Source organism: Frondihabitans sp. PhB161 (assembly GCF_003814635.1).
Taxonomy (GTDB): Bacteria; Actinomycetota; Actinomycetes; order Actinomycetales; family Microbacteriaceae; genus Frondihabitans.
This window is the reverse complement of record NZ_RKQW01000002.1, coordinates 1-25,475: the sequence shown is the minus strand read 5'-3', so window position 1 is coordinate 25,475 and position 25,475 is coordinate 1. Positions and strand designations below refer to the sequence as shown.

At 66.7% G+C, this 25,475-nt stretch carries 26 protein-coding genes; 23 read left to right on the top strand and 3 right to left on the bottom strand.

Annotated features, from left to right (window positions below):
* Both miaA and dapF read left to right on the top strand, forming a co-directional pair.
* Positions 1–933, top strand: a complete 933-nt coding sequence (gene miaA / locus EDF39_RS08890) for a tRNA (adenosine(37)-N6)-dimethylallyltransferase MiaA (protein ID WP_233573105.1) — start codon at positions 1–3, stop codon at positions 931–933.
* Positions 930–1,805: a diaminopimelate epimerase gene (gene dapF / locus EDF39_RS08885; RefSeq protein WP_123942454.1), complete on the top strand. Its 876-nt coding sequence runs from the start codon at positions 930–932 to the stop codon at positions 1,803–1,805. Before miaA ends, dapF begins: the two co-directional genes overlap by 4 nt.
* 83 nt (positions 1,806–1,888) lie before the next feature.
* Here the strand turns inward: dapF and EDF39_RS08880 are convergent, their stop codons facing one another.
* Positions 1,889–2,497 carry a class I SAM-dependent methyltransferase gene (locus tag EDF39_RS08880; RefSeq protein WP_123942452.1) on the bottom strand — a complete coding sequence of 203 codons (609 nt, stop codon included), beginning with the start codon at positions 2,495–2,497 and terminating at the stop codon, positions 1,889–1,891.
* Positions 2,498–2,538: 41 nt separating this feature from the next.
* On the opposite strand from EDF39_RS08880, the gene hflX reads away from it, so the two are divergent.
* The gene (gene hflX, locus EDF39_RS08875; RefSeq protein ID WP_123942450.1) at positions 2,539–4,074 is read left to right on the top strand and encodes a GTPase HflX; all 1,536 of its coding nucleotides are present in this window, start codon (positions 2,539–2,541) and stop codon (positions 4,072–4,074) included.
* 79 nt (positions 4,075–4,153) lie between these two features.
* Here the strand turns inward: hflX and lexA are convergent, their stop codons facing one another.
* Positions 4,154–4,861: a transcriptional repressor LexA gene (gene lexA, locus EDF39_RS08870; protein WP_123942448.1), complete on the bottom strand. Its 708-nt coding sequence runs from the start codon at positions 4,859–4,861 to the stop codon at positions 4,154–4,156.
* 226 nt (positions 4,862–5,087) lie between these two features.
* Between lexA and EDF39_RS08865 the strand changes: the two genes are divergently transcribed.
* From EDF39_RS08865 to EDF39_RS08840, 6 genes are all read left to right on the top strand, one after another.
* Positions 5,088–5,486 (top strand): LysM peptidoglycan-binding domain-containing protein, encoded by a 399-nt coding sequence (locus EDF39_RS08865; protein WP_055962506.1) that lies wholly within the window; start codon positions 5,088–5,090, stop codon positions 5,484–5,486.
* A gap of 191 nt (positions 5,487–5,677) precedes the next feature.
* Complete coding sequence (locus tag EDF39_RS08860; RefSeq protein ID WP_123942446.1) at positions 5,678–6,781, top strand: histidinol-phosphate transaminase; 1,104 nt, start codon at positions 5,678–5,680, stop codon at positions 6,779–6,781.
* Positions 6,778–7,401, top strand: coding sequence for an imidazoleglycerol-phosphate dehydratase HisB (gene hisB, locus EDF39_RS08855; protein WP_123942444.1), 624 nt, complete (start codon positions 6,778–6,780; stop codon positions 7,399–7,401). The genes EDF39_RS08860 and hisB overlap by 4 nt, the downstream gene beginning before the upstream one ends.
* The gene (hisH, locus tag EDF39_RS08850; RefSeq protein WP_123942442.1) at positions 7,398–8,042 is read left to right on the top strand and encodes an imidazole glycerol phosphate synthase subunit HisH; all 645 of its coding nucleotides are present in this window, start codon (positions 7,398–7,400) and stop codon (positions 8,040–8,042) included. The genes hisB and hisH overlap by 4 nt, the downstream gene beginning before the upstream one ends.
* Positions 8,043–8,106: 64 nt before the next feature.
* Complete coding sequence (priA, locus tag EDF39_RS08845) at positions 8,107–8,853, top strand: bifunctional 1-(5-phosphoribosyl)-5-((5-phosphoribosylamino)methylideneamino)imidazole-4-carboxamide isomerase/phosphoribosylanthranilate isomerase PriA (protein WP_123942440.1); 747 nt, start codon at positions 8,107–8,109, stop codon at positions 8,851–8,853.
* Positions 8,853–9,647 (top strand): SseB family protein, encoded by a 795-nt coding sequence (locus EDF39_RS08840; RefSeq protein ID WP_123942438.1) that lies wholly within the window; start codon positions 8,853–8,855, stop codon positions 9,645–9,647. Before priA ends, EDF39_RS08840 begins: the two co-directional genes overlap by 1 nt.
* Positions 9,648–9,698: 51 nt before the next feature.
* Here EDF39_RS08840 and EDF39_RS08835 read toward each other — a convergent pair whose 3' ends face one another.
* Complete coding sequence (locus EDF39_RS08835; protein ID WP_123943370.1) at positions 9,699–10,058, bottom strand: DUF1844 domain-containing protein; 360 nt, start codon at positions 10,056–10,058, stop codon at positions 9,699–9,701.
* Positions 10,059–10,329: 271 nt separating this feature from the next.
* On the opposite strand from EDF39_RS08835, the gene infC reads away from it, so the two are divergent.
* From infC to tyrS, 14 genes are all read left to right on the top strand, one after another.
* Positions 10,330–10,962 carry a translation initiation factor IF-3 gene (infC, locus tag EDF39_RS08830; RefSeq protein WP_084816184.1) on the top strand — a complete coding sequence of 211 codons (633 nt, stop codon included), beginning with the start codon at positions 10,330–10,332 and terminating at the stop codon, positions 10,960–10,962.
* A gap of 50 nt (positions 10,963–11,012) precedes the next feature.
* Positions 11,013–11,207, top strand: a complete 195-nt coding sequence (rpmI, locus tag EDF39_RS08825) for a 50S ribosomal protein L35 (protein WP_055962484.1) — start codon at positions 11,013–11,015, stop codon at positions 11,205–11,207.
* Positions 11,208–11,248: 41 nt separating this feature from the next.
* On the top strand, positions 11,249–11,638 hold the full coding sequence (gene rplT, locus EDF39_RS08820) for a 50S ribosomal protein L20 (protein WP_055962480.1): 390 nt from the start codon (positions 11,249–11,251) through the stop codon (positions 11,636–11,638).
* Between the two features lie 76 nt (positions 11,639–11,714).
* The gene (locus EDF39_RS08815; RefSeq protein WP_055963856.1) at positions 11,715–12,518 is read left to right on the top strand and encodes an RNA methyltransferase; all 804 of its coding nucleotides are present in this window, start codon (positions 11,715–11,717) and stop codon (positions 12,516–12,518) included.
* The gene (pheS, locus tag EDF39_RS08810) at positions 12,518–13,591 is read left to right on the top strand and encodes a phenylalanine--tRNA ligase subunit alpha (protein WP_199726198.1); all 1,074 of its coding nucleotides are present in this window, start codon (positions 12,518–12,520) and stop codon (positions 13,589–13,591) included. Before EDF39_RS08815 ends, pheS begins: the two co-directional genes overlap by 1 nt.
* Positions 13,591–16,125, top strand: a complete 2,535-nt coding sequence (pheT, locus tag EDF39_RS08805; protein ID WP_123942429.1) for a phenylalanine--tRNA ligase subunit beta — start codon at positions 13,591–13,593, stop codon at positions 16,123–16,125. The genes pheS and pheT overlap by 1 nt, the downstream gene beginning before the upstream one ends.
* Before the next feature lie 55 nt (positions 16,126–16,180).
* The gene (gene argC / locus EDF39_RS08800; protein ID WP_123942427.1) at positions 16,181–17,227 is read left to right on the top strand and encodes an N-acetyl-gamma-glutamyl-phosphate reductase; all 1,047 of its coding nucleotides are present in this window, start codon (positions 16,181–16,183) and stop codon (positions 17,225–17,227) included.
* Positions 17,224–18,381 (top strand): bifunctional glutamate N-acetyltransferase/amino-acid acetyltransferase ArgJ, encoded by a 1,158-nt coding sequence (gene argJ, locus EDF39_RS08795; RefSeq protein ID WP_123942425.1) that lies wholly within the window; start codon positions 17,224–17,226, stop codon positions 18,379–18,381. The genes argC and argJ overlap by 4 nt, the downstream gene beginning before the upstream one ends.
* 10 nt (positions 18,382–18,391) lie before the next feature.
* Complete coding sequence (gene argB, locus EDF39_RS08790; RefSeq protein WP_055962464.1) at positions 18,392–19,342, top strand: acetylglutamate kinase; 951 nt, start codon at positions 18,392–18,394, stop codon at positions 19,340–19,342.
* Positions 19,339–20,547, top strand: coding sequence for an acetylornithine transaminase (locus EDF39_RS08785; RefSeq protein WP_123942423.1), 1,209 nt, complete (start codon positions 19,339–19,341; stop codon positions 20,545–20,547). Before argB ends, EDF39_RS08785 begins: the two co-directional genes overlap by 4 nt.
* Entirely contained in the window at positions 20,544–21,467 is a 924-nt protein-coding gene (gene argF / locus EDF39_RS08780; protein ID WP_123942421.1) for an ornithine carbamoyltransferase, read from the top strand. The genes EDF39_RS08785 and argF overlap by 4 nt, the downstream gene beginning before the upstream one ends.
* On the top strand, positions 21,464–22,903 hold the full coding sequence (argH, locus tag EDF39_RS08775) for an argininosuccinate lyase (protein WP_199726199.1): 1,440 nt from the start codon (positions 21,464–21,466) through the stop codon (positions 22,901–22,903). The genes argF and argH overlap by 4 nt, the downstream gene beginning before the upstream one ends.
* 113 nt (positions 22,904–23,016) lie before the next feature.
* A complete protein-coding gene (locus EDF39_RS08770) occupies positions 23,017–23,619 on the top strand; it encodes a DNA-3-methyladenine glycosylase (protein WP_233573106.1) in 603 nt (200 codons plus the stop codon).
* A gap of 9 nt (positions 23,620–23,628) precedes the next feature.
* On the top strand, positions 23,629–24,942 hold the full coding sequence (gene tyrS / locus EDF39_RS08765) for a tyrosine--tRNA ligase (protein ID WP_123942417.1): 1,314 nt from the start codon (positions 23,629–23,631) through the stop codon (positions 24,940–24,942).
* The last annotated feature ends 533 nt before the right edge of the window (positions 24,943–25,475 follow it).

Genomic DNA, 25,475 nt, shown 5'->3' with positions numbered 1-25,475 from the left:
GTGAGCGCGTTGCCGCGCCTCGATTTCGCTGTCGTCGTGGGGGCGACCGGTACCGGTAAATCGACCTTCTCGCTCGACCTCGCCGACGCACTCGCCACTCGCGGGCGCACCGCCGAGATAGTCAATGCCGACGCGATGCAGCTGTACCGGGGCATGGACGTCGGCACCGCGAAGCTTCCGGTTGCCGAACGCCGAGGTATCCCGCATCACCTGTTCGACGAACTCGACGTCACCGACGAGGCCAGCGTCGAGTGGTACCAGCGACGGGCACGCGAGGTCGCGAGCGGCATCTTCGACCGCGGGGCCGTCCCGATCCTGGTCGGCGGCTCAGGTCTCTACGTGTCGGGGGCCGTCTTCGACTTCGCCTTTCCCGGCACCGATGAGGTCGTCCGCCACAAATACGAGTCGCAGTTGACGGCAGAGGGGGTCGGTGTCGTCTACCGCCTCCTCCTCGAGCGTGATCCGGAGGCGGCGCGGGCGATCGGCCCGTACAACGGCCGGCGTATCGTCCGAGCGCTCGAGGTGGGTGAGCTCACGGGAAAGCCGTTCGCGGTGGGCCTGCCCGACGACGCCCCGACGTGGCATTCGCCCGCGTTTTTCGGGCTCGAAGAGACGCGTGAAATCCTCGTCGAGCGACTCGACGACCGAGTGGACGGCATGTGGCGTGACGGGCTCCTCTCCGAGGTCGAGAGATTGCGAGAGCAGGGGATCGAACGGGGCGTGACCGCGAGCCGAGCCATCGGCTACTCCCAGGCCCTGCAGCAGCTGCGCGGCGAGGTCTCCGAGGGCGAGGCGAAAGACTCTACCAAGCTGCTCACACGGAGGTACGCCCGCCGACAGGTGAGCTGGTTCCGGCGGTATCCGAGGGTCGCCTGGTCGACGGCAGGGAGCGCAGGATCCGTGTCAGCCGCCGCCGATACACTCGTGGGGTGACCACCACCGTCCGCTTCACCAAGGGCCAGGGCACGGGTAACGACTTCGTGCTGTTCTCCGACCCCGATGGCTCGTTCGATCTCACACCGGATCGCACCCGCGCGCTGGCCGATCGCCGATTCGGTGTCGGCGGCGACGGCGTGATCCGAGCGGTGCGCAGCGACAGCCACCCCGAGGGTGCGTCGAGTCTGGCCGAAGATTACGGTGCCGAGTGGTTCATGGATTATCACAACGCCGACGGAAGTGTGGCCGAGATGTGCGGCAATGGCATTCGCGTCTTCACGAAGTACCTCCTCGAGCAGGGCCTGGTCACGCTCGAGCCGGGTGAGACCCTGGCGATCGGCACCAGGGCTGGCGTGCGCGACGTTCAGATCAACCGGTCGGGGTTCCAGGTCGACCTGGGGCGGTGGGGCCTGACCGACGAGGCCCAGGTGCGGGCTCGTAATCTGCATGCGGCGAGGCCCGGCCTCGGTCTTACCGTCGGCAACCCCCACGTCGTCGTCGCTCTCGCCTCGGCCGACGAGCTCGCCGACGTCGATCTCACGGTGGTGCCGATCCTCGAGCCGAATCCTGTCGACGGGGCCAACGTCGAGTTCGTCGTCCCCGCCGACCCGCTGGTCGCCGACGGTATCGGGCGCATCAGCATGCGAGTGCACGAGCGCGGTTCCGGTGAGACTCTCTCGTGTGGCACGGGTGCGGCGGCTGCGGCACTTGCCGTTCGCTACTGGGCGGGGCCTTCGGCGCCCGATCAGTGGCGGGTCGACGTTCCCGGTGGCACCGTCGGCGTGCGAATGTTCGCGACGGAAGACGGCGAGCACGTCTCGTTGAGTGGTCCCGCAGAGCTCGTCTTCACCGGAGACCTGGTTCTCTGACGCCTCGCGGGTTAGTGTTCTCGCATGAAGACCATCTGACCCAGTCGCTCGCCGGGTTCGACGTACCTTTCAACGAAGCGCCACTATTGCCGAACTGCGCGGAGTACGCGATACCCCTTCGACGTGGTTTCTCGTTCGACCTCGACGATCTCGGCCATCGTCTCGTTCATCCATCGCTGGAGCGAGTCGGCGCCGAGGCTCTTCGCCACGACGAGGTACGCCTCCATGTCGATGCCAAGGCGAGGCAGCCACTGGCTGAGAATGCCGTGCAGAGCCTCTTTACCGACTCGGATGGGCGGGTTCGACCAGATTCCGTCGAAGACGAGATCATCGGGAACGTCTTGGGGCAGCACGGCGTTGACGTTAGTGAGGCCGACGCGAGCGGCGTTCTCTCGAAGGAGCTCGAGGACGCGCTCATTGACGTCGACCGCCCACACGGTTGCCTCGGGCGACCGAAGGGCGAGAGTGAGCGCGATCGGCCCCCATCCACATCCCACATCCAAGAAAGTGCCGTCGCTCGGTGGCGTCGGCATTGATCCAAGAAGTACCGCGGTACCCGGATCGATCCGCCCCGGGCTGAAGACGCCCGCGGCGGTGGCCAGCGTGAGCTCACGCCCGGCGAGCTCGACCGTGATCTCTCTCGGTCGGAGCTCGCTCGAGGGGGAGCTCGAGAAGTAGTGATCGCTGGTCATCACCCCAGATTACTGAACACGAAAGGTCTAATGTGACTCGAATGACAGAGCACAGCACCACAGAGGAGAAGGGCGCCGAGCGCGACGACGTCGTCGACCGGATCCTGAGCAATGCCTCGTCGCGAGCCGGCCTGTCCGTCTTCTCGCCGGCCCAGGCCATCCAGACCCAGGGTCTCGACACGAGAGGCGACGGTACCGGAGACGATCACCACGACGGCGATCAGTTCGACCGCGAAGACCGGCAGGCGCTTAGGCGGGTGGCCGGCCTCTCCACCGAGCTGCAAGACGTCACCGAGGTCGAGTACCGACAGCTTCGGCTGGAGAACGTGGTTCTCATCGGCGTGTACTCGCAGGGGTCGCTCGGCGACGCCGAGAATTCGCTGCGCGAGCTGGCGGCGTTGGCTGAGACCGCGGGCGCGGTGGTCCTCGATGGGCTCCTGCAGCGTCGCCCCAACCCCGACCCCAGCACGTACCTCGGGTCGGGCAAGGCGCTCGAATTGAAGAACACCGTCTTGGCCCTTGGCGCTGACACCGTCATCGCCGACACCGAGCTGGCTCCGAGCCAGAGGCGCGCGCTCGAAGACGTGGTCAAAGTAAAGGTGATCGACCGCACGGCCGTGATCCTCGACATCTTCAGCCAGCACGCCACGAGCCGCGAGGGCAAGGCGCAGGTCGAACTGGCCCAGCTGGAATACCTCCTCCCGCGACTGCGCGGTTGGGGTGACTCGATGTCGCGCCAGGCCGGTGGCCAGGTCGGTGGCGCGGGCGCCGGAATGGGCTCCCGTGGGCCGGGTGAGACGAAGATCGAACTCGACCGTCGCCGCATCCACACCCGCATGGCGATTCTTCGCAAGAAGATCAAAGAGATGAAGCCGGCTCGAGTCGCGAAGCGGGCCAACCGGGTGCGCAACACGGTTCCGAGCGTGGCGATCGCCGGCTACACCAACGCCGGCAAGTCCAGCCTGCTGAACCGTCTGACCCGCGCCGGGGTTCTCGTCGAGAACGCCCTGTTCGCGACGCTGGACGCGACCGTCCGCAAGTCGTCGACCGACGATGGCCGGCCGTTCACGTACTCCGACACCGTCGGATTCGTGCGCAACCTCCCGCATCAGCTAGTCGAGGCCTTCCGGTCGACTCTCGAAGAAGTGCAAGACAGCGACATCATCGTTCACGTCGTCGACGGATCGCACCCCGATCCGGCTGCTCAGCTGGCGACGGTTCGAGAGGTGATCTCGGAGGTCGACGGGCGTGACATTCCCGAGGTGGTCGTCTTCAACAAGAGCGACCTGATCGACGAGAGCCAGCGGCTGGTACTCCAGGGCATGGTGCCCGACGCGATCTTCGTGTCGGCCCGCACGGGCGCCGGTATCGACGAGTTGCGAGCGCGGATCGCCGAGTTGCTGCCCCGGCCCGAGGTCGAGCTCGATCTACTCGTGCCGTTCGATCGCGGTGATGTCGTGTCTCGAATCCACGAGATCGGACGCGTCGTCGACGTCGAATACGTCGCTGAGGGCACTCGGGTGACAGCCCGGGTCTATCCGCAGGACGCCCCGACACTGCAGGAGTTCGCGCACTAGAGGCGGACACTTCTGCCGAGTGCACGAAAACCGCCCCCGAGCTTCGGCTCGAGGGCGGTCTTCGTACTTCCGAGGGCTACTAGAGCGACCGCAGCACAGCGACGACCTTGCCGAGGATCTGCGCGTGATCGCCGACGATCGGCTCAAAGTTCGAGTTGCGGGGGAGTAGCCAGGTGTGCCCGTCGCGCTGACGGAAGACCTTGACGGTCGCCTCGTCGTCGAGCATCGCGGCGACGATCTCGCCGTTCTCGGCGTTGCCCTGCTGACGGACGACCACCCAGTCGCCGTCGCAGATCGCAGCGTCGATCATCGATTCGCCTACGACCTTGAGCATGAACAGTTCGCCCTTGCCGACGAGCGTGCGGGGCAGCGGCATGACGTCTTCGACCTGCTGCTCCGCTGTGATCGGAATACCCGCGGCGATTCGGCCGACCAGGGGCACCCGGGCGGTGATGTTGTCGTCGTCGTCATAACGGACGATCGAGGGCTCAGGATCCGACTTGGCCGGGTCTTCGAGAAGAACCTCGAGAGCGCGTGGCCGGTTCGGGTCTCGGCGAATCGCTCCCGCCAGCTCGAGTTGATTGAGCTGGTGCGTCACGCTGGAGAGAGAGGCCAACCCGACCGCATCGCCGATTTCGCGCATGCTCGGCGGGTAACCGCGGCTGCCGATCGAGTCACGGATCGCCGTGAGAATCAGCGTCTGCTTCGCGGTGAGGGCCTTCTTCAGAGACGTCACGTCGGCGCCGTGATCGCCCTGGGTTTCGCGTCGTGCGGTCTCGCGTGCCATCTCGCCCTCTCGAATGTCGGTGGTCGCTGGTCTACTGATCCCACCGATCGAAACTGTATCCGGTCAGATATGGCAGAACAAACACATGTTCGAGTGTGTCGCGTGTTTTTTGTCGAGTTTCTGGTACCGAGCCCTTGAAATCGGCTGTAATCGAAGATATGTTCGGAACACGCCTTCGAGTCCGCAGTCTTACGGGCCGATCGCATTCGATAAGAGAGGCAACAGCATGAGCGCTACGATCACCGCACTGGTTCCTTCTACCTCCCGCGCCGCGACGGTTTCGACCTCGGGTCCGGTCCCCACCAACGTGCCGACCCACCTCCGCATCACGCGCCGTGGTCGACTGGTTCTGACGCTCGCCGTCGTCGTTGCCGCACTCGCCCTCATTGCCGGCTTCCTGCTCACCGGTGGCAGCGCCGTGGCGACGAGTTCCGCGGGCAACGTCCATTTCGACCACGTCACCGTCGCGGCGGGCGAGACCCTGTGGCAGGTGGCAGAGGGCGTCGCTCCCGACTCCGACCCGCGCGACGTCATCTCCGACATCGTCAAGTTGAACGACCTCTCTTCGACGCAGGTCATGCCGGGCCAGTCGCTCGCCATCCCGGTGCAGTACAGCCAGAGCTGATCAGGTTTCTGACCGTCCCTCGGCGCCGCGCTCACGCGTGGCGCCGTTCGCGTCTCCGGTCGGGTGCAGACAGTGGGCCACATCCGGTGCCGCCTGCAGCCGCCGTTTGAAGTCGCGGCCCGGAGTCGCCAACAGCGGAGAGCCTGTGGAGAACGCAGTCGTGGCGCGAGACCGCCCCATAAAATGGTGCTGTGGCTATCACTCTCGACGACCTTCCCATTCGCGACGACCTCCGAGGTCAGTCGCCCTACGGCGCACCTCAGAAGAAGGTGCCTGTCGCGCTGAACGTCAACGAGAACACCCATCCGATTCCCGAAGACGTGGCTCGCGACATCGTCGAATCCGTCGCCGCCGCTGTACTCGAGGTCAACCGCTACCCCGACCGAGAGTTCACGCCCCTTCGCGAGGCTTTGGCTCGCTATCTCAGTGCTGCCCTCGCGCCCGATGAGGCGATTGAGCCGGCGCAGATCTGGGCGGCGAACGGCTCTAACGAGGTCATTCAGCAGATCCTGCAGGCGTTCGGCGGGCCGGCCCGAACCGCTCTCGGGTTTCCCCCCACCTACTCGATGCACTCCATCATCACCAGGGGCACGGGTACCGAGTGGGTCGAAGCGCCTCGAGACGAGGGTTTCGAGATCTCGCCCGAGACGGTCGCCCGCGAGATCCGCCGGGTCGATCCCGACATCGTGTTCCTGTGCGCGCCCAACAACCCCACGGGCACGCCGGTCGAGCTGGCGACCATCGAGGCGGCCTACGAGGCTGCCCGGGGCATCGTCCTGGTCGACGAGGCGTACGCCGAATTCATGCCCGCCGATCGACCTTCGGCGGTCACGCTCCTCGAAGGGCGACCCCGTCTGCTCGTCTCCCGCACTATGAGCAAGGCGTTCGCGTTCGCGGGTGCCCGAGTCGGCTACCTCGCCGCCGACCCTGCGGTGATCGACGCGCTCCGACTCGTGCGGCTTCCATACCACCTGTCGTCGTTGACGCAGGCCGCCGCCGTCGCCGCCCTCCGGCACGCCAACGAGATGCTCGCCATGGTCGACGACATCAAGGCGCAGCGTGACCGTATCGTCGAGACGCTCACCGAGCTCGGCTATCACCCGTGGCCGACGTGGTCGAACTTCGTCCTCTTCGGCGGCGTCGACGATCCCGAGGCGGTCTTCGAGCAGCTCCTCGCTCGCGGCATCATCGTGCGCGATCTCGCGATCCCGGGGCACCTGCGCGTGAGCGCCGGCACGGCTGCTGAGACCACGGCGTTCCTCGAGGCCATGAGCGACATTAGGCTCGGAGCATGAGCACAGCGTCCCAGGCGTTCCGCGATCGCACCGCGTCGGTCAGTCGATCCACGAGCGAGTCGAGCATCGACCTGTCTCTCGACCTCGACGGGACGGGCTCGGCGAGCATCGACTCGTCGGTGCCGTTCTTCGATCACCTCCTCACCGCGCTCTCGAAGCACTCACTCATCGACCTCAGTGTCAAGGCCACCGGCGATACCCACATCGACGTGCACCACACGGTCGAAGACATCGGCATCACCTTCGGCACCGCGCTGAAGCAGGCGCTCGGAGACAAGGCGGGCATCCGTCGCTACGGTGACGCGCTCGTGCCCCTCGACGAGGCGCTGGTGCAGGCGGTCGTCGACGTCTCCGGTCGTCCCTATCTCGTGCACACGGGCGAGCCGGCCGGGTTCGAGATGCACCTGATCGGTGGCCACTTCACAGGGTCGATGGTTCGCCACGTCTTCGAGGCGATCGCGTTCCACGCGGGGCTCACCGTGCACATCATCGTGCTCGGCGGTCGTGATCCGCACCACATCGCCGAAGCAGAATTCAAGGCTTTCGCTCGGGCGCTTCGGGCTGCCGTCGAGCCCGATCCTCGCGTCGAGGGTATTCCCTCGACGAAGGGTGCTCTGTGACGGCCGCCGGTGCCCGCCCGAGGGTCGTCGTGCTCGACTACGGCAGCGGCAACGTGCACTCGGCCATCAAAGCGCTCGAGCTCGCCGGCGCCGATGTCGAGCTCACTGCCGAGAGCGACCGCGTGGCGAAAGCCGACGGGTTGTTCGTTCCCGGTGTCGGTGCGTTCTCCGCGGTGATGAGCCAGCTTGAGTCCGTCCGCGGCGCCGAAAAGATCGATCGGCGTCTGGCGGGCGGCCGACCCGTCCTCGGTGTCTGTGTCGGAATGCAGGTGCTCTTCGACCGGAGCGTCGAGCGTGGTTCCGAGGTCGACGGCCTCGGCGAATGGCCCGGCGTCATCGACGAGTTGAAGGCGGAGGTTCTGCCGCACATGGGCTGGAACACCGTCGACGCGCCGACCGAGTCGCTTCTCTTCGACGGCGTCCGCGACGAGCGCTTCTACTTCGTCCACTCCTTCGCGGCCCAGTCCTGGAGCCTCGAGGGGCACGGGGCCCGCAAGGGCCCGCTCGTCACCTGGGGCGATCACGGCGGTCCGTTCGTCGCCGCGGTCGAGAACGGCCCCCTCTGGGCCACCCAGTTCCACCCCGAAAAGTCGGGACAACCCGGCATCCGCCTGCTGACCAACTGGCTGCAGACGCTGTAGCCCGCCGACGAAGCCGGCCGTGCCGGATCCTTCATCTCTCCGCCCTTCCTCCCCAGAAAGCACCATGAGCGAGATCACCTCCACCCCCGCCCTCACCCTTCTTCCGGCTGTCGACGTCGCCGACGGCAAGGCGGTCCGCCTCACCCAGGGGGAGGCCGGCACCGAGACGAACTACGGCGACCCGGTCGATGCAGCAGCCGACTGGAAAGACCAGGGTGCTGAATGGCTGCATCTCGTCGACCTCGACGCCGCCTTCGGTCGAGGGCACAACCGGGAGGTCATCCACCGTGTGATCAAGCAGGTCACCGGCATCCACGTCGAGTTGTCGGGTGGTATCCGCGACGACGCGTCCCTCGAGGCAGCGCTCGAGACCGGCGTCAAACGCATCAACCTCGGCACGGCCGCGCTCGAAAACCCGGAGTGGGCGGCGTCCGTCATCGCTCGCTACGGCGACGCCATCGCGGTCGGGCTCGACGTGCGCGGCACCACGCTGGCCGCACGGGGCTGGACCAAAGAGGGCGGCGACCTGTTCGAGGTGCTGGCTCGGCTCGAAGACGCAGGCTGCGCTCGATACGTGGTGACCGACGTCACGAAAGACGGCACCCTCCAGGGCCCCAACGTCGAGCTGCTGAAGCAGGTCATGGGGAAGACCGATCGCCCCGTTGTCGCGTCCGGCGGTATCTCAAGCCTCGACGACCTGATCGCTCTTCGCGAATTGGTGCCCCACGGCCTCGAGGGCGCAATCGTGGGCAAGGCGCTGTACGCCGGTGCGTTCACTCTTGCGGCTGCCCTCGACGTCGCCGGGCGCTGATGGCGGAGAGTTCCCGCCACGGCGATCACGGCGATTCCGATCGAGACAGTGGGGGCATACCCTGGGCCGGGCGAACTTTTCAGGCGCACGACACGGCCTACGCCGCCGACGACGGAACAGCCGATGCAGGGCTTCTCGACGCGCTGAAGCGTTTCCGCGCCCAGGAGGTCGGCGAATCGGCTGTCGTCGACGCGCTGCGCTCGGCCCGTCTGCTGATCCCGCTGATCGCCCACGCGGGCGACGAGGGCGTCAACGAGCACGGCGTGACCGTCGACAAGACTCAAGAACTCGCGATCGTCACCGTCGAAGGCCCTGACGGGCGGAGCGTGCTACCGGCCTTCACCTCGGTCTCGGCCCTCTCGACCTGGAACCCCACGGCTCGGCCTGTGCCGGCCGAAGCTCGACGCGTGGCCATCGCGGCGGCGGGGGAGTCGACCGAGCTCCTGGTGCTCGACCCCGGCTCCGAGACCGAGTTCGGCGTCCGGCGACCTGCACTGTGGGCGCTCGCCCAAGACCTGCCGTGGGTGGCGTCCTACGCCGACGACGAGGTGGCGGAGGCTTTCCTGCGTCCCACCTCCGACGAGCAGTCCGTGGCCAGCGTCACGGTCGCCGCTTCGTCGGCGAGTGCACGACTGAGCGGCCCCGAGCTCGTCGTCGAGCTGGGGCTGCGGCCGGGCCTTGATCGCGACGCGCTGGCAGCACTGCTCGCGAGACTGCAGTCCGCCTGGGCGTCCGATGAGATCATCGCGACGCGCGTCGACAGCATGGCCGTGCGCGTCGTGGCTGCGGTCTGACGACAGAGCGCGCTCGACAAGGATCCGGGTGCGGCGCCGCGGACCGTCTCGTCAGTTGACCGGGCCGGTGTACTTCTCGCCCGGCCCCTTGCCCACCGGATCGGCGATGGGCGACGCCTCGCGGAACGCCAGTTGCACGGTACGGAGCCCGTCGCGAAGGGCGCGGGCGTGGGTGTCGCCGATCTCGGGCGCCGCGGCAGTAACCAGCCCGGCCAGAGCCGTGATGAGTTTGCGGGCCTCGTCGAGGTCGACCTGGGTCTCGGGTGCGTCGGCGAGCCCGAGCTTGACGGCGCTCGCACTGAGCAGGTGAACCGCGACCGTGTTGATGACCTCGACCGCCGGAACATCGGCGATATCGCGCTCGGCCCCGATCTCTTCGACCCCGTCGCCCACCGTGTCGTAAGGGGAGATGTGGTCGTCGACTGGCGGGTTGTGGCTCACAAGCGATCTCTCTGCTAGGCTTCATGCGGCTACGGGGCTTTATGCCCTGTTCGAAAGAGGAGTTTCTCCCACCCGCGACTTCAACGTTACCGGGTAGTTACACCCCGCACGGCATCGAGACGAAGGTTTCGAGGCCAGCAGCTCTAAGGGTGTCGTGTTGGCGTCAGCCGGCATGTGACTTCCTCTTTTTCGCCCGCCCGACCACCCGTCGAGTGTTGATTAAGAATTAGAGGAGTCCCGCATCAGCGATCCCCGTACCAACGACCGCATCCGCGTCCCTGAGGTCCGACTTGTCGGGCCCGCCGGCGAGCAGGTGGGCGTTGTCCCCATCGCCATGGCCCTGCGTCTCGCGCAAGAGGCCGACCTGGATCTGGTCGAAGTTGCACCGAACTCGAAGCCGCCCGTGGCAAAGATCATGGATTACGGCAAGTTCAAGTACGAGGCTGCGCAGAAGGCCAAAGAGGCCCGGCGCAACCAGGCGAACACGATTCTCAAAGAGGTCCGTTTTCGCCTGAAGATCGACAAGCACGACTACGAGACCAAGCTCAAGCGCGCTGAGGGCTTCCTCCAGTCGGGCGACAAGGTCAAGGCCATGATCTTGTTCCGAGGCCGCGAGCAGTCGCGACCCGAGCAGGGCGTGCGTCTGCTTCAGCGCTTCGCTGAAGACGTCGCCGAGTGGGGCACCGTCGAGAACAACCCCACGATCGATGGCCGCAACATGGTCATGGTGATCGGCCCGCTGAAGAACAAGGCCGAGGCGAAGGCCGAATCCGAGGCTCGTAAGCAGGCCAACAAGCCCCCCAAGCACCCCGCCCCCGCGGCAGCCGACGCTGCCGTCGCCGAGACCACGACCACCGAGGCATCGGCCGAGTAGGCACCACCTACTCGTTCCGCCCCGAGGTTCCAGAGAAGAAAGCAACGACTATGCCCAAGATGAAGACCCACTCCGGCTCGAAGAAGCGGTTCAAGGTCACCGGCACCGGCAAGCTGATGAAGCAGCAGGCCGGCATGCGTCACAACCTCGAGGTCAAGAGCGCGAAGCGCAAGGCCCGCCTGAACCAAGACCAGGTGCTGGCCCCGGCCGACGCCAAGGTCATCAAGAAGCTTCTCGGCCGCTGACCCCTGGTCGGCATCCGTCTAATCGTTAGGAACTAAGAACAATGGCAAGAGTCAAGAGAGCGGTCAACGCCGCCAAGAAGCGTCGCGTCGTCCTCGAACGCGCCGAGGGCTACCGCGGTCAGCGTTCGCGCCTGTACCGCAAGGCCAAGGAGCAGGTCACCCACTCCCTCGTCTACTCGTACCGCGACCGCCGTGCCAAGAAGGGCGAGTTCCGTCGCCTGTGGATCCAGCGCATCAACGCTGCGTCGCGCGCGAACGGCCTCACCTACAACCGCCTCATCCAGGGTCTCGCCCTGGCTGGCGTCGAGGTCGACCGCCGTATCCTCGCCGACCTCGCTGTCAACGAGCCCGCCACGTTCGCTGGCCTCGTCGCAACCGCCAAGGCTGCCCTTCCCGCCGACACGTCGGCCCCCAAGGTCGAGGCCGCGTAGGTTTCGTTCCCCTGGTCGTGTCTCGTGGCTGGGCACGCCGCTCTACCCGTAGGGTGGGGGCGTGCCCAGCAACCAGATGATCGACAACCCCCGTTCGCCGCGAGTGCGGGCGGTGGCCAAACTGGCCAAGAGAGACGCCCGGTCTGAGACCGGGCTTTTTCTGTTAGAAGGCCCGCAGGCGGTCACCGAGGCCCTGACGTTCCGCCCCGAGCTGGTGGTCGAGCTGTTCGCGACGCCGACAGCCCTCGAGCGGTACACCGAGCTGGCTCAGGCTGCCGTCGATGCGGGCGTCGAGATCGAGTTCGTCACCGAGCAGGTGCTCACGGCCATGGCTGACACGGTCACGCCGCAGGGTCTCGTCGCGGTCTGCCGTCAGTTCCCGACCGCGATCAAAGACATCTTCGCCGACGACGGCCCGCGACTCATCGCGATCCTCGAAGAGGTCCGCGACCCCGGCAATGCGGGCACCATCATCCGCGCCGCCGATGCGGCGGGCGCCGACGCCGTCATCATGACGGGGCGCAGCGTCGATCTCTACAACCCCAAGGTCGTGCGGGCGACGACAGGTTCGCTGTTCCACGTTCCGGTCGCGGTCGGCCTCGAACTCTCCGCCGTCCTCTCTCGGTGCACCGAGGCAGGGGTCCGAGTGCTGGCCGCCGACGTGAAAGGCGACGATCTCCTCGCCGCGCGCAAGGAGGGCATTCTCGCCGACCCCACCGCGTGGCTCTTCGGCAACGAGGCTCGTGGGCTCACCGACGAAGACCTCGCCCGCGCCGATCGCGCCGTCGTCGTGCCGATCTACGGCCACGCTGAGAGCATGAACCTCGCCACCGCTGCGTCGGTCTGCCTCTACGAGAGTGCGTTCGCTCAGCGCTCCTGATGCCTGGCGAGCATTCGGTAGGCTTGCTTCTCGTGTCAGACACGCCAGCAATCTCCGAAGACTCCGTCGCGAGTGCCGTCGATTCCGCCCTACAAGCGGTTCAGGCGGCCTCCACCGTCGCCGAGCTGAAGGCGGTGCGGTCCGACCATGTCGGCGAGGCGTCGATGCTGGCGCGCATGAACGCCGGTCTCCGCTCGCTGCCGAACGATCAGAAGGCCGCCGCTGGCAAACTGATGGGGGCAGCCCGGGGCCGTGTCGCTCAGGCTGTCGCGGCTCGAGAGGCCGAGCTGGCCGTCGCCGAAGAGGCTGCGCGACTCGAGTCCGAGCGCATCGACGTGACCGCGCTGCCTGTTCGGCGTCGTCAGGGCAGCCGCCACCCGCTGAGCCTCCTGCAAGAGAAGATGGCCGACATCTTCGTAAGCATGGGGTGGGAGCTCTCCGAGGGGCCCGAGCTCGAGCATGAGTGGTTCAACTTCGATGCACTGAACTTCGATGCCGACCACCCGGCCCGAGCGATGCAAGACACTTTCTTCGTCGAGCCCGTCGACCGTCACCTGCTGTTGCGCACGCACACCTCGCCCGTGCAGATCCGCACGCTCCTGTCGAAAGAGCTGCCCGTCTACAACGTCGCCACGGGGCGGGTCTTCCGCACCGACGAGCTCGACGCCACGCACACACCCGTCTTCACGCAGATCGAGGGCATCGCCATCGACAAGGGCCTCACGATGGCTCACCTGCGTGGCACGCTCGAGCACCTGGCCCGCCAGATGTTCGGCGACGAGGCGCAGATCCGCCTTCGCCCCAACTACTTCCCGTTCACCGAGCCCAGCGCCGAGATGGACGTCTGGCAGCCGAACGCCAAGGGTGGCGCGCGGTGGGTCGAGTGGGGTGGTTGCGGCATGGTCAATCCGAACGTCCTTCGTGCGGCGGGTATCGACCCCGACGAATACCAAGGCTTCGCCTTCGGAATGGGAATCGAGCGAACCCTGCAGTTCCGCAACGATCTCAACGACATGCGCGACATGGTCGAGGGCGATGTTCGTTTCAGTGAGCAGTTCGGAATGGTGGTCTGATGCGCGTCCCTCTCTCGTGGCTCGGCGAATACGTCGATCTTCCCGAAGACGTCACGCTCGAGCACGTCCATGCGGCGCTGGTGAGCGTCGGCTTCGAAGAAGAAGACGTTCATCTCTCTGACGTGACGGGTCCGCTCGTCGTGGGGCAGGTACTCGAGTTCACGCCCGAGCCCCAAAAGAACGGCAAGACCATCAACTGGTGCCGTATCGCGGTTGGCCCGAACCCCGAGACCGACGAAGCCGACGTGCGCGGCATCGTCTGCGGCGCGCACAACTTCGCCGTGGGCGACAAGGTCGTGGTGAGCCTGCCGGGTGCGGTGCTTCCCGGGCCGTTCCCGATCGCGGCGCGCAAGACCTACGGGCACGTGTCCGACGGCATGATGGCTTCGACGCGCGAGCTCGGTCTCGGCGATGAGCACGACGGCATCCTGCTGCTCAAAGACCTCGGCCTCGATCCCGAGGTCGGCGCCGATGCGATCTCGCTGCTCGGGCTCGACGACGCAGCAGTCGAGATCAACGTGACACCGGATCGTGGCTACGCCTTCAGCATCCGCGGTGTCGCCCGCGAGTATTCGCACGCCACAGGGGCCGCCTTCAAGGATCCCGCAGCCGCACTCACGCCGACGACTCGCAGCGACTTCTCCGTCACCGTGGCCGACGCCGCTCCGGTCCGCGGTCGAGTCGGGGTCAGCACCTTCACGACGGCCGTCGTCCGAGGCATCGACGCCACGCGTCCGACTCCGCCGTGGATGCGCTCCCGCCTCCGGCTCGCCGGTGTCCGCTCGATCTCGCTGCCCGTCGACATCACGAACTACGTGATGCTCGAGACGGGTCAGCCGTTGCACGCCTACGACCTCGACAAGCTCGTCGGCGGTCTCACCGTTCGTCGCGCGGCTCCGGGGGAGCACCTTACCACTCTCGACGGACGCGACCGCGCCCTCGACGTCGAAGACCTCCTTATCACCGACGACGAGGGCCCCGTCGGCCTCGCCGGCGTCATGGGCGGAGAGCGCACCGAGGTCTCGGCGACGACGACAGACGTGGTCATCGAGGCCGCGACCTTCGAGCCGATCAGCATCGCGCGCACTGCGCGCCGCCACAAGCTGCCGAGCGAGGCGTCGCGACGCTTCGAGCGCGGGGTCGACCCGGCCGTGGCTGCGCCGGCTGCAGAGCGCGCAGTCGAACTGCTGGTGGAGTTGGCAGGCGGAACGAGCGACGTCCTCGGATCCTCGTTAGACGAATCCGTCACCCCCGCCTCCGTCTTCCTCGCCGAAGACCGCGCCTCGCGCCTCATCGGCGTCGACTACACCGCGGCCGAGGTCGAAGAATCCCTGCTGGCGATCGGTGCCGACGTCGCTGTCGTCGACGGTGGCTTCGCCGTCACGCCGCCGACGTGGCGTCCCGACCTGACCACAGATGCCGACCTCGTCGAAGAGGTGGCTCGAATCACGGGCTACGACCGCATTCCGTCGGTTCTGCCCGTCGCGCCTCCCGGTCGCGGTCTCACTCGCGAGCAGGTTCTGCGCCGTGCTGTGTCGACCGGGCTCGCTGCGGCCGGCTTGACCGAGGTGTTCGCGTATCCGTTCCTGTCGCCGGAGAAGAACGGGGCGTTCGCGCCGGTCCGTGATCACGCCGCTGGTGTCACGCCGGTGACGCTGGCAAATCCGCTCGACACCGCCGCTGGCGAGATGCGGATGTCGCTGATTCCTGGGCTTCTCGAGACGGCCCGCCGCAACATTTCGCGTGGTCTGCTCGACCTCGCGCTGTTCGAGTCGGGTTCGGTGTTCTTCGTCGCCTCGCCGGATGCCGCCACACAAGCCGCTGCACCGGGAACGGACTTCATCCCGGTCGGTGCCGCAAAGCCCTCCGACGAAGTGCTGGCCGAGCTGAACGCCAGCCTTCCCGAGCAGCCGCGCCACCTCGCACTGCTGCGCACGGGTTCGACGATCGAGCGTCAGCCGGGGCAGCCCGCCGTGCAGGCCGACCTCGCCGACGTGCTCGACGACGTGCGGGTGGCTCTTCGCGCGATCGGTGCCGAGCTGACGGTTCGTCAGGGCCGTCACCCGTCTCTGCACCCCGGCCGCACGGCCGAGCTGGTGGTCGCGGGCGAACTCCTCGGTGCCGCCGGCGAGTTGCTTCCCGCTCTGGCTGCCGAGCTCGATCTGCCCCGTGGGCTCGTCGTCGCCGAGTTCGATCTCGAGCGTGCCATGGAGCTCGCCCGGGTCGACTTGCAGCCCGAGCCGATCTCGGCGTTCCCGATCGCGACTCAAGATCTGTCTCTGGTCGTCGGCGTCGATGCGCCCGCCGGGGACGTGCTCGAATCGGTCGTGCTCGGTGCGGGTGAGCTTCTCGAGTATGCTCGCCTCGTGGACGACTACCGTGGCGAAGGCATCGATGAGGGCTCGAAGTCCCTCACGTTCGCGCTGCGGTTCCGCGCGACCGATCGCACCCTGACCGCCGCCGAGGCCTCGGAGGCCAAGGCCGGCGCCGTCCGTCTGGCTGGCGAGCGATTCGGGGCGACTCTCCGCGACTGACCGTCGCGAGGCGTCGCCGCCCCGATCCCGTCCAGTCGAACATTAGGGTAGAAACATGCCTTTATCCGTCGCCGTTGCAGGCGCAAGCGGTTACGCAGGCGGGGAGCTCCTCCGGCTCCTCGCTCAGCATCCAGAATTCGAAGTGACCAACGTCACGGCGTTCAAGAACGCCGGTCAGCCGCTCATCGCGGCCCAGCCGCACCTCCGTTCTCTCGCGCACCTGACACTCGTCGAGACGACTCCCGAGAACCTCGTCGGCCACGACGTGGTCTTCCTCGCTCTGCCACATGGCAAGTCCGGTGAGATCACCGCCCAGCTGCCGAGCGAGACCGTCGTCGTCGATTGCGGCGCCGACCACCGGCTCACCAGCGAAGACGACTGGGCTGCTTTCTACGGCGGCGAGTTCTACGGTGCGTGGACGTACGGCATGCCCGAGTTGCTCCACGCCGGCGGCAGCAAGCAGCGCGACGAGATCGTCGGGGCGACCCGCATCGCGGTGCCGGGCTGCAACGTGACCGCCATGACCCTCGGGCTCGCTCCGGGCGTCGAGGCCGGGTTGGTGTCGGCCAACGACATCGTCGCGGTTCTCGCGGTGGGCCCGTCGGGCGCCGGCAAAGCGCTCAAGCCCCACCTCCTCGCCAGCGAGATGCTCGGTTCGGCCTCTGCGTACGGTGTGGGCGGAACCCACCGGCACATCCCCGAGACCCAGCAGAATCTCCGGGTCGCCGGCGCCACCGATGTGACTCTTTCGTTCACGCCGATGCTCGTGCCGATGGCGCGGGGCATTCTCGCGACGACCACCGCGAAGCTCGCTCCCGGCGTGACCGAGGCCGACATCCGCCGCGCGTGGGAGGCCGCGTACGCCGACGAGCCGTTCGTCCATGTGCTGCCCGCGGGGGAGTACCCGCGAGTCGCCGACACTCTCGGCGCGAATGTCTGCCTCATCGGGCTCTCGGTCGACGAGGCAGCCGGCCGCGTCATCGTCGTCAGCGCCCTCGACAACCTCGCAAAGGGCACGGCCGGTGCCGCCGTCCAGTCGACGAACATCGCCCTCGGATTCCCCGAGACTCTCGGTCTCACCACGAACGGAGTCGCCCCGTGAGCGTCACAGCAGCACAGGGCTTCGAGGCCTCCGGCGTCGTCGCCGGCCTCAAGTCGACCGGTAAACCCGACGTTGCGCTGGTGGTCAACCGCGGTCGCAGGGCCGCGGTCGCCGGTGTCTTCACGAGCAACCGTGCCAAGGCGCACCCCGTCATCTGGTCGCAGCAGGTGGTGGCCGACGGTGAGGCCCGAGCTGTCGTGCTGAACTCGGGCGGGGCCAACTGCTTCACCGGGCCGTTCGGCTTCCAGACCACGCACCTCACGGCTGAGACAGTCGCCGAGGCGCTCGATATCGGCGCGGGCGACGTGGTCGTTTGCTCGACCGGTCTTATCGGAGTGGGCGACCAGACCTTCCGCGACAAGGTGATCGCAGGATCCCAATCCGCGGTCGTCGAACTGAGCCCGACGGGCGGCACAGCTGCGGCGACTGCCATCATGACGACCGACACGCACGCCAAAGAGGCGGTCGTTCAGGGCGACGGCTGGGTCGTGGGCGGTATGGCGAAGGGTGCCGGTATGCTCGCACCCGGTCTCGCCACCATGCTGGTGGTACTGACGACGGACGCCGACGTTCCGGCAGCGAAGTTGGATTCCGCACTCCGGAGCGCCACGCACGTCACCTTCGACCGCCTCGATTCCGACGGCTGCATGTCGACGAACGACACGGTTGTCCTGCTCTCCAGCGGCGAGTCGGGCATCACTCCCGACGACGACGCATTCACCCGGGCCGTGACCGCCCTCTGCGCCGACCTAGCCGAGCAGCTCCAGGGTGACGCCGAGGGCGCGTCGCACGACATCACGATCGAGGTCGTGGGTGCGGTCAGCGAAGACGAGGCCGTCGAGGTGGGCCGGTCGCTCGCCCGCAGCAACCTGCTCATGGCCGCGGTGTTCGGCAACGACCCCAACTGGGGCCGCGTTCTCGCCGCCATCGGTACGACCAGCGCGCAGTTCGACCCGTACGACGTCGACGTCTCGTTCAACGGGGTGCGACTGTGTGCCAAGGGCGCACCCGACCGCCCCGTGACCGACTGCGATATGAGTCCGCGAGCACTGCGGATCCTTCTCGATCTGCATGCCGGCCCCGCGACGGCGACCATCCTGACGAACGATCTCACGCACGACTACGTGCATGAGAACAGCGCGTACTCGAGCTGAGGGCGTGAGCATGGATACCGAGCACGCCACACAGTCCGAGCAGGCCCTGGCCGCGGTCAAGGCGGCGACCCTCATCGAGTCGCTGCCGTGGCTGCTGAACTACCGCGACCGGGTGGTCGTCGTGAAGTTCGGTGGCAACGCCATGATCAACGACGATCTCAAGCGCGCCTTCGCCGAAGACATGGTGTACCTCCGCACGGTGGGGCTGCACCCGGTCGTCGTGCACGGGGGAGGGCCGCAGATCTCGGCCGCGCTCAAGGCGGCCGGCATCGAGTCGGAGTTTCGTGGCGGATATCGGGTCACGACGACCGAGGCGATCTCGGTCGTGCGCGACGTGCTGGCAGGCGAGGTCAACCGCGAGATCGTCGACATGATGAACGAGCACGGCGACCTCGCGCGCGGTGTCTTCAGCGACGGCACCGACGAGGCCAAGCTCTTCGAAGGGCATGTCCGCGGCGTGGAGGTCGACGGCGAGACCTTCGATCTGGGGCACGTCGGCGACATCACCGACGTCGATCCGTCGCGCGTCCTCGCCGAGATCGCGGCCGGCCGGATCCCGGTCGTCTCTTCCATCGCCGTGAACGACATGGATCCCGATTCGGCGCTCAACGTGAACGCCGATGCCGCGGCGGCCGCCCTGGCGATCGCCCTGCAGGCGTCCAAGTTGATCATGCTGACCGACGTGCCCGGTCTGTACTCCGACTGGCCGAACCGCGACTCGCTCGTGGCGCTGATCACCGTCGACGAACTCACCGGCCTCCTGCCGAGCCTCGAGAGCGGCATGATCCCCAAGATGACCGCCTGCCTAGACGCCGTCGTCGCGGGCGTCGGCGGGGCGACCATCATCGACGGTCGCATTCCGCATTCCATCCTCCTCGAGATCTTCACCCAGCGCGGTGCGGGCACCGAGGTCATCCCCAACAGCAGACGAACGCACGAGCAGAAGAGAGGACAGTCATGACCACGACCACCCCGACCACCGAAGGCACGTGGCAGCGCCGATTCGGTGACTCCATCATGAAGAGCCTTTCGACCCCCAAGGTCATGCTCGAGCGCGGCGAAGGCTGCCAGGTCTGGGACGTCGAGGGCAAGCGCTACCTCGACTTCCTCGCCGGTATCGCCGTCAACGCCCTGGGCCACGCCCACCCGGTTCTCGTCGAGGCGGTCTCCAAGCAGGCCGCGACGCTGATCCACGTCTCGAACTATTTCGCGACGCCGTCGCAGGTCGAACTCGCCGAGCGCCTCAAGGCCATCTCGGGAGCCGGCGAGCAGGGTCGGGTCTACTACGGCAACTCAGGAGCCGAGGCCAACGAGGCCGCCTTCAAGCTGCTGCGCCTCAACAAGGGCCCCGATGGCACGAAGACCAGGATCCTCGCTCTCCAGTCCTCGTTCCACGGCCGCACCATGGGCGCCCTGGCCCTCACCGGCAAACCGGCGCTCCGCGAGCCCTTCGAACCTATGCTTCCCGGCGTGGAGCACATCGACACGACGATCGAGGCTCTCGAGCACGCGATCGACGACCGTGTCGCGGGCATCATCATCGAGCCGATCAAGGGCGAGGCCGGCGTCGTCGACCTTCCCGAGGGGTTCCTCCAGGCCGCGCGCGAGCTGACGGCCAAGCACGGAGCACTTCTGATTCTCGACGAGATCCAGACGGGGATCGGCCGCACGGGCACCTGGTTCAGCTTTCAGCAGTTCGGCATCGTGCCGGACGCGATCACCGTCGCCAAGGGCATCGCCGGGGGAATCCCGATCGGTGCGCTCGTGACGTTCGGCGACACCAGCGACCTGTTCGAGGCCGGTCAGCACGGCTCGACTTTCGGAGGGAACCCCTTCGCCACGTCGGCGGCGAACGCGGTTCTCGGTGAGATCGAGTCCGCGGGCCTGGTCGAGAATGCCCGCGTTCGGGGCGAGCAGATCCGGGCCGCCATCACGGCGATCGCGTCGCCGCACGTGAAGGAGGTCCGCGGGCGCGGGCTCCTCATCGGAGTGGGCCTGCACGAGCCGATCGCCAACGAGATCTCGGCCCGCTGCCTCGAGGCGGGGCTTATCGTCAATGCCGCCAACGACTCCAGCATCCGCATCGCTCCGCCGCTCATCGTCGGCGATTCCGAGATCGCCGAGTTCACCGAGATCTTCACCTCCGTTCTGAAAGGTCTCGCATGACCCGCCACTTCCTCCGCGACGACGATCTGAGTCCCGCCGAGCAGTCCGCCGTCCTCGATCTCGCCGAAACTCTCAAGGCGGATCGCTACAAGGCTCGTCCGCTCGAGGGCCCGCAGACGGTCGCCGTGATCTTCGACAAGTCGTCGACGCGCACCCGTGTCTCGTTCGCCGTCGGCATCGCCGACCTCGGGGGAGTCCCGCTCATCATCGCCACCGCCTCGAGCCAGCTCGGGGGCAAGGAGACGCCCAGCGACACCGCTCGCGTGCTCGAGCGCCAGGTCGCCGCCATCGTCTGGCGCACCTACGGCCAGGCCGGATTGGAAGAGATGGCCGAGGGCACCACGGTGCCGGTCGTCAACGCCCTCTCCGACGACTTCCACCCGTGCCAGCTGCTCGCCGATCTGCTGACGATCCGCGAGCAGAAGGGTGCTCTCGAGGGCCTCACCGTCGCGTTCGTGGGCGACGGCCGGTGCAACATGGCTCAGTCGTACCTCCTCGCGGGCACGACGGCGGGCATGCATGTTCGCATCGGAGCCCCCGAGGAGTTCGCTCCCGAGGTCGCTGTCGTCGCCGATGCTCAGCGGATCGCCGCCACCACGGGCGGCTCCGCTCAGGTGATCACCAACGCCGTCGACGCCGTTCGCGGCGCCGATATCGTCGTCACCGACACCTGGGTGTCGATGGGCAAAGAAGACGAGAAGGCTCACCGGGTCGCGACCTTCGGCTCGTACAAGGTCGACCAGGCGCTCCTTGCCGAGGCCGACGACGACGCCATCTTCTTGCACTGCCTTCCCGCCGATCGTGGCTACGAGGTAGCGGCCGACGTTATCGACGGCCCCCGAAGCGTCATCTGGGATGAGGCGGAGAACCGTCTTCACGCGCAGAAGGCGCTTCTCACCTGGCTCCTGGAGCAGAAGTGACGGGCGGCAATCGGGCCGCGGAGGCCGGCGCCCTCTGGGGCGGCCGCTTCGCATCCGGTCCCAGCCCCGAGCTCACGGCGCTGAGTAAGTCGACGCAGTTCGACTGGCAGCTCTACCCCTACGACATCGCAGGATCCCGCGCGCACGCCACCGCGTTGAACGCCGCCGGCTACCTGACCGCCGATGAGCTCCGCGGCATGCTCACGGCTCTCGACACGCTCGAGCGCGGCGTGGCTGACGGTACCTACACGGCGGCCGAGAGCGATGAAGACGTGCACTCGGCCCTTGAACGGCACCTGATGTCGATCACCGGACCGGAGCTCGGTGGCAAGCTCCGTGCCGGGCGCAGCCGCAACGACCAGATTGCGACTCTCGTGCGGATGTATCTCCGCGACCACGGCCTCGTGATCGCGCGACTCGTCACCGACCTGATCGACGCGATCGTCGCGCAGGCGACCGCGCACGAGACAGCCGTGATGCCGGGTCGTACCCACCTCCAGCATGCTCAGCCGGTGCTCCTCGCCCACCACCTCCTCGCTCACGCGTGGCCTCTGGTGCGCGATCTCGAGAGGATCCGCGACTGGTCACGGCGGGCGAGTGCGTCGCCGTACGGATCGGGGGCGCTGGCCGGATCGTCGCTGGGCCTGGATCCTGCGCTCGTCGCTCGGGAGCTCGGCTTCGACCGAACCACCGAGAACTCGATCGACGCGACCGCCAGCCGTGATGTCGTCTCGGAGTTCGCCTTTGTGACGGCCTCCATCGGCATCGACCTGTCGCGGCTCGCCGAAGAGGTGATCCTCTGGAACACCCGCGAGTTCGGCTTCGTCAAGCTGCACGACGGCTTCTCGACCGGGTCGTCGATCATGCCGCAGAAGAAGAACCCCGATATCGCCGAGCTCGCTCGCGGAAAGTCGGGCCGTCTCATCGGCAACCTCACGGGACTCCTCGCGACATTCAAGGGTCTGCCACTCGCGTACAACCGCGATCTGCAAGAAGACAAAGAGCCGGTCTTCGACACGGTGACGCAGCTCGAAATGCTTCTGCCGGCGTTCACCGGGATGATCGCGACGCTCGAGTTCGATGAGGGTCGGCTGGCCGAGCTGGCTCCCCAGGGGTTCTCGCTCGCGACCGATGTCGCCGAGTGGCTGGTCAAGCAGGGCGTGCCGTTCCGAGACGCCCACGAGATCAGCGGTTCGCTCGTGCAGTTCTGCGAGACGAACGGTCTCGACCTCGACGAGCCGACCGATGAGCAGTACCGCGGAGTCTCCGACCATCTCACCCCCGAGATCCGTGCCGTGCTGACCGTCGAGGGATCGATTGCCAGCCGCGACGGGGTCGGGGGCACGGCGCCGAACCGGGTCGCCGAGCAGCTCGTCTCGTTGACGTCGCAGGTGCGGGGCCTCGTCGCCGATCTCGGACTCCAGGCAACGCCGTGAGTGATCAGCCGAGGCGGCCGGTCCTGCTGCGGGTGGTCATCGTGGTGTGCGTGCTCGTCGTTGTCGCGGCTGTTACCTACACGGTCGTCACCGGCCAGCGTTTCTTCTGATTCGTGACGTCGGTGTCGGCCGCTCTCGCGGCGCCCGCGCTCGAGGTGGCGCCGATGTTGCTCGGCGCGGTGTTCCGGTCGGGGCCCGTGGCTCTTCGGATCACCGAGGTCGAGGCGTACCAGGGGCAGGGTCAGGATCCGGGGTCGCATGCCCACAACGGACCGACTGCCCGCAACTCGAGCATGTGGCTGGCCCCGGGCACCCTCTACGTGTATCTCTCCTACGGAATCCACCGGTGCTTGAATCTCGTCTGCGGGCCTGAAGGGTCCGCTTCGGCAGTGTTGCTTCGTGCCGGTGAGATCATCGACGGTCTCGAGGTGGCCAGGTCACGCCGACCGGCTGCGCGCCGAGACGTCGAGCTCGCCCGAGGCCCCGGGCGGCTCGGCTCGGCGCTGGGTATCTCGCTCAACGATGACGGTGCGACCATCGACGCGCCGCCATTCACACTGACGCTGCCGACTGAGCAGTCGTTCGACGTCGTAACCGGCCCCCGCGTCGGCGTCGCAGGGCACGCCGGCACAAACGCCTACCCCTGGCGGTTCTGGATCGCCGACGACCCGACGGTGTCGGCGTATCGTCCCGCCGTCTCGCGCCGCCGCGGCTAAAGTTAGCGGGTGACGAGTCAGACTACGGCCGACCTCTTGGCCACCCAGGCGAACGATCCCACCTTCGACACCGTGTGGGACGAAATCTTCTATCGCGGACTCGTGCATGTCTCCACCGACGAGGGTGCTCTGCGTGATCTCCTCGGCGGCGACCCGATCACGTTCTACTGCGGATTCGACCCGACCGCACCGAGCCTGCACCTCGGAAACCTGGTGCAGCTGCTCCTCATGCGGCGTCTCCAACTCGCCGGGCACAAGCCGCTCGGGTTGGTCGGCGGATCGACGGGACTCATCGGCGATCCGCGCCCGACGGCGGAGCGCGTACTCAAGACGCGCGAGCAGACGGCCGAGTGGGTGCAGAGCATCCGGGTGCACGTCGAGAAGTTCCTCTCGAGCGAAGGATCCAACGCTCTCCGTGTCGTGAACAACCTCGACTGGACCGAGCCGCTCAGCGCCATCGAGTTCCTTCGTGACATCGGCAAGAATTTTCGAGTCAACACGATGCTGAAGAAAGACGCGGTGTCGGCCCGCTTGAACTCCGATGCGGGCATCAGCTACACGGAGTTCAGCTACCAGATTCTTCAGGGGCTCGACTTCCGGGAGCTCTACCGCACGTACGACTGCTTGCTCCAGACCGGGGGGAGCGACCAGTGGGGCAACCTCACCAGCGGCACTGAGTTGATTCGTCGCACGGAGGGAGTCGCCGTTCACGCGATCGGCACCCCGCTGATCACCAACTCCGACGGCACCAAATTCGGCAAGAGCGAAGGAAACGCTGTCTGGCTCGACCCGTCGCTCACCTCGCCGTACGCGTTTTACCAGTTCTGGCTGAACCAGGACGACGCCGATGTGGTGGCTCGACTCAAGGTGTTCACGTTCCTTGATCGTGCTGAGATCGAGCGGCTCGAAACGCAGGTTGCCGAGCGTCCGTTCGCTCGCGAAGCTCAGAAGCGTCTTGCTCTCGAGGTGACGGGATTGGTTCACGGCACCGAGGCCGCGCAAGCCGCCATCGACGCCTCGGCGGCGCTTTTCGGTCAGGGCGACTTGGCGGTTCTCCCTTCCGAGGTACTCGAAGCGGCGATTGCCGAATTGCCGCACGCGATCGTCGATCCCTCGACCACCGTGTCGCAGGCTCTCGTCGCCACCGGACTAGTGGCGTCGCTCGGGGCAGCTCGCCGGGCGGCCGCCGAGGGCGGCATCTACGTGAACAACGAGCGGATCAGTGATGATTCGGCACTCGTGGTGTCACTCGCGTTCGACGGGAAGCGAGCTGTTCTTCGACGCGGCAAGAAGACCCTCGCCGGTGTGACCGTCTCGAGTTGAGGCGGTGACGTTGATGGCCCGGTGTGCTCCCCATAGGGAGAAAACCGGGCCATCGTGCGTAAACCCCCGTATTTCCGGGCCTCTCATCGACGACACGCCCGGGATGCAGCCGAGATTTGCCGAGGTGTTCATCCGCCCGTATTGTTTCTTCTTGTCACCCCAAAGGAACGGAAACGGAAGGGCCTAGCGGCTCCTCTTACCGGCCTCAAGCGGGGGCCCTTTCTCCCCGGTTCTTCTTCGACTTCGGTCTTGAACTTCGAACCGGTTGTGAGTAAGGTTGCAAGTCCTCCACCTCCCGGCCAAGGCTGGGCGCAAGGGCCTCTGAGGCTCTTGAAGTCCGTTAGATCTTCTCGAAAGAGCGGGTTTGACAGGGCCCGACGGGGTGGATAAGGTTTCAAAGTTGCCTTGAGCGAAGATGATAAACATCATCGGGTCTCAGGTGCGTTTGGTCCTTGAGAACTCAACAGCGTGCACATTGTCAAATGCCAAATTATACCTCGGCATTCAGTGGATCTATGCCTTCGGTGTAGTGG

Bases quoted from the DNA above. Each gene is read 5' to 3' on its own strand.
- hflX (WP_123942450.1), top strand. From the start codon at position 2,539: ATGACAGAGCACAGCACCACAGAGGAGAAGGGCGCCGAGCGCGACGAC.
- hisB (WP_123942444.1), top strand. From the start codon at position 6,778: ATGAGCACAGCGTCCCAGGCGTTCCGCGATCGCACCGCGTCGGTCAGT.
- EDF39_RS08865 (WP_055962506.1), top strand. From the start codon at position 5,088: ATGAGCGCTACGATCACCGCACTGGTTCCTTCTACCTCCCGCGCCGCG.
- argF (WP_123942421.1), top strand. From the start codon at position 20,544: ATGACCCGCCACTTCCTCCGCGACGACGATCTGAGTCCCGCCGAGCAG.
- priA (WP_123942440.1), top strand. From the start codon at position 8,107: ATGAGCGAGATCACCTCCACCCCCGCCCTCACCCTTCTTCCGGCTGTC.
- pheT (WP_123942429.1), top strand. From the start codon at position 13,591: ATGCGCGTCCCTCTCTCGTGGCTCGGCGAATACGTCGATCTTCCCGAA.
- lexA (WP_123942448.1), bottom strand. From the start codon at position 4,861: ATGGCACGCGAGACCGCACGACGCGAAACCCAGGGCGATCACGGCGCC.
- EDF39_RS08785 (WP_123942423.1), top strand. From the start codon at position 19,339: ATGACCACGACCACCCCGACCACCGAAGGCACGTGGCAGCGCCGATTC.
- rpmI (WP_055962484.1), top strand. From the start codon at position 11,013: ATGCCCAAGATGAAGACCCACTCCGGCTCGAAGAAGCGGTTCAAGGTC.
- pheS (WP_199726198.1), top strand. From the start codon at position 12,518: ATGCCTGGCGAGCATTCGGTAGGCTTGCTTCTCGTGTCAGACACGCCA.
- rplT (WP_055962480.1), top strand. From the start codon at position 11,249: ATGGCAAGAGTCAAGAGAGCGGTCAACGCCGCCAAGAAGCGTCGCGTC.
- EDF39_RS08840 (WP_123942438.1), top strand. From the start codon at position 8,853: ATGGCGGAGAGTTCCCGCCACGGCGATCACGGCGATTCCGATCGAGAC.
- argB (WP_055962464.1), top strand. From the start codon at position 18,392: ATGGATACCGAGCACGCCACACAGTCCGAGCAGGCCCTGGCCGCGGTC.
- argC (WP_123942427.1), top strand. From the start codon at position 16,181: ATGCCTTTATCCGTCGCCGTTGCAGGCGCAAGCGGTTACGCAGGCGGG.
- EDF39_RS08880 (WP_123942452.1), bottom strand. From the start codon at position 2,497: ATGACCAGCGATCACTACTTCTCGAGCTCCCCCTCGAGCGAGCTCCGA.
- EDF39_RS08815 (WP_055963856.1), top strand. From the start codon at position 11,715: ATGATCGACAACCCCCGTTCGCCGCGAGTGCGGGCGGTGGCCAAACTG.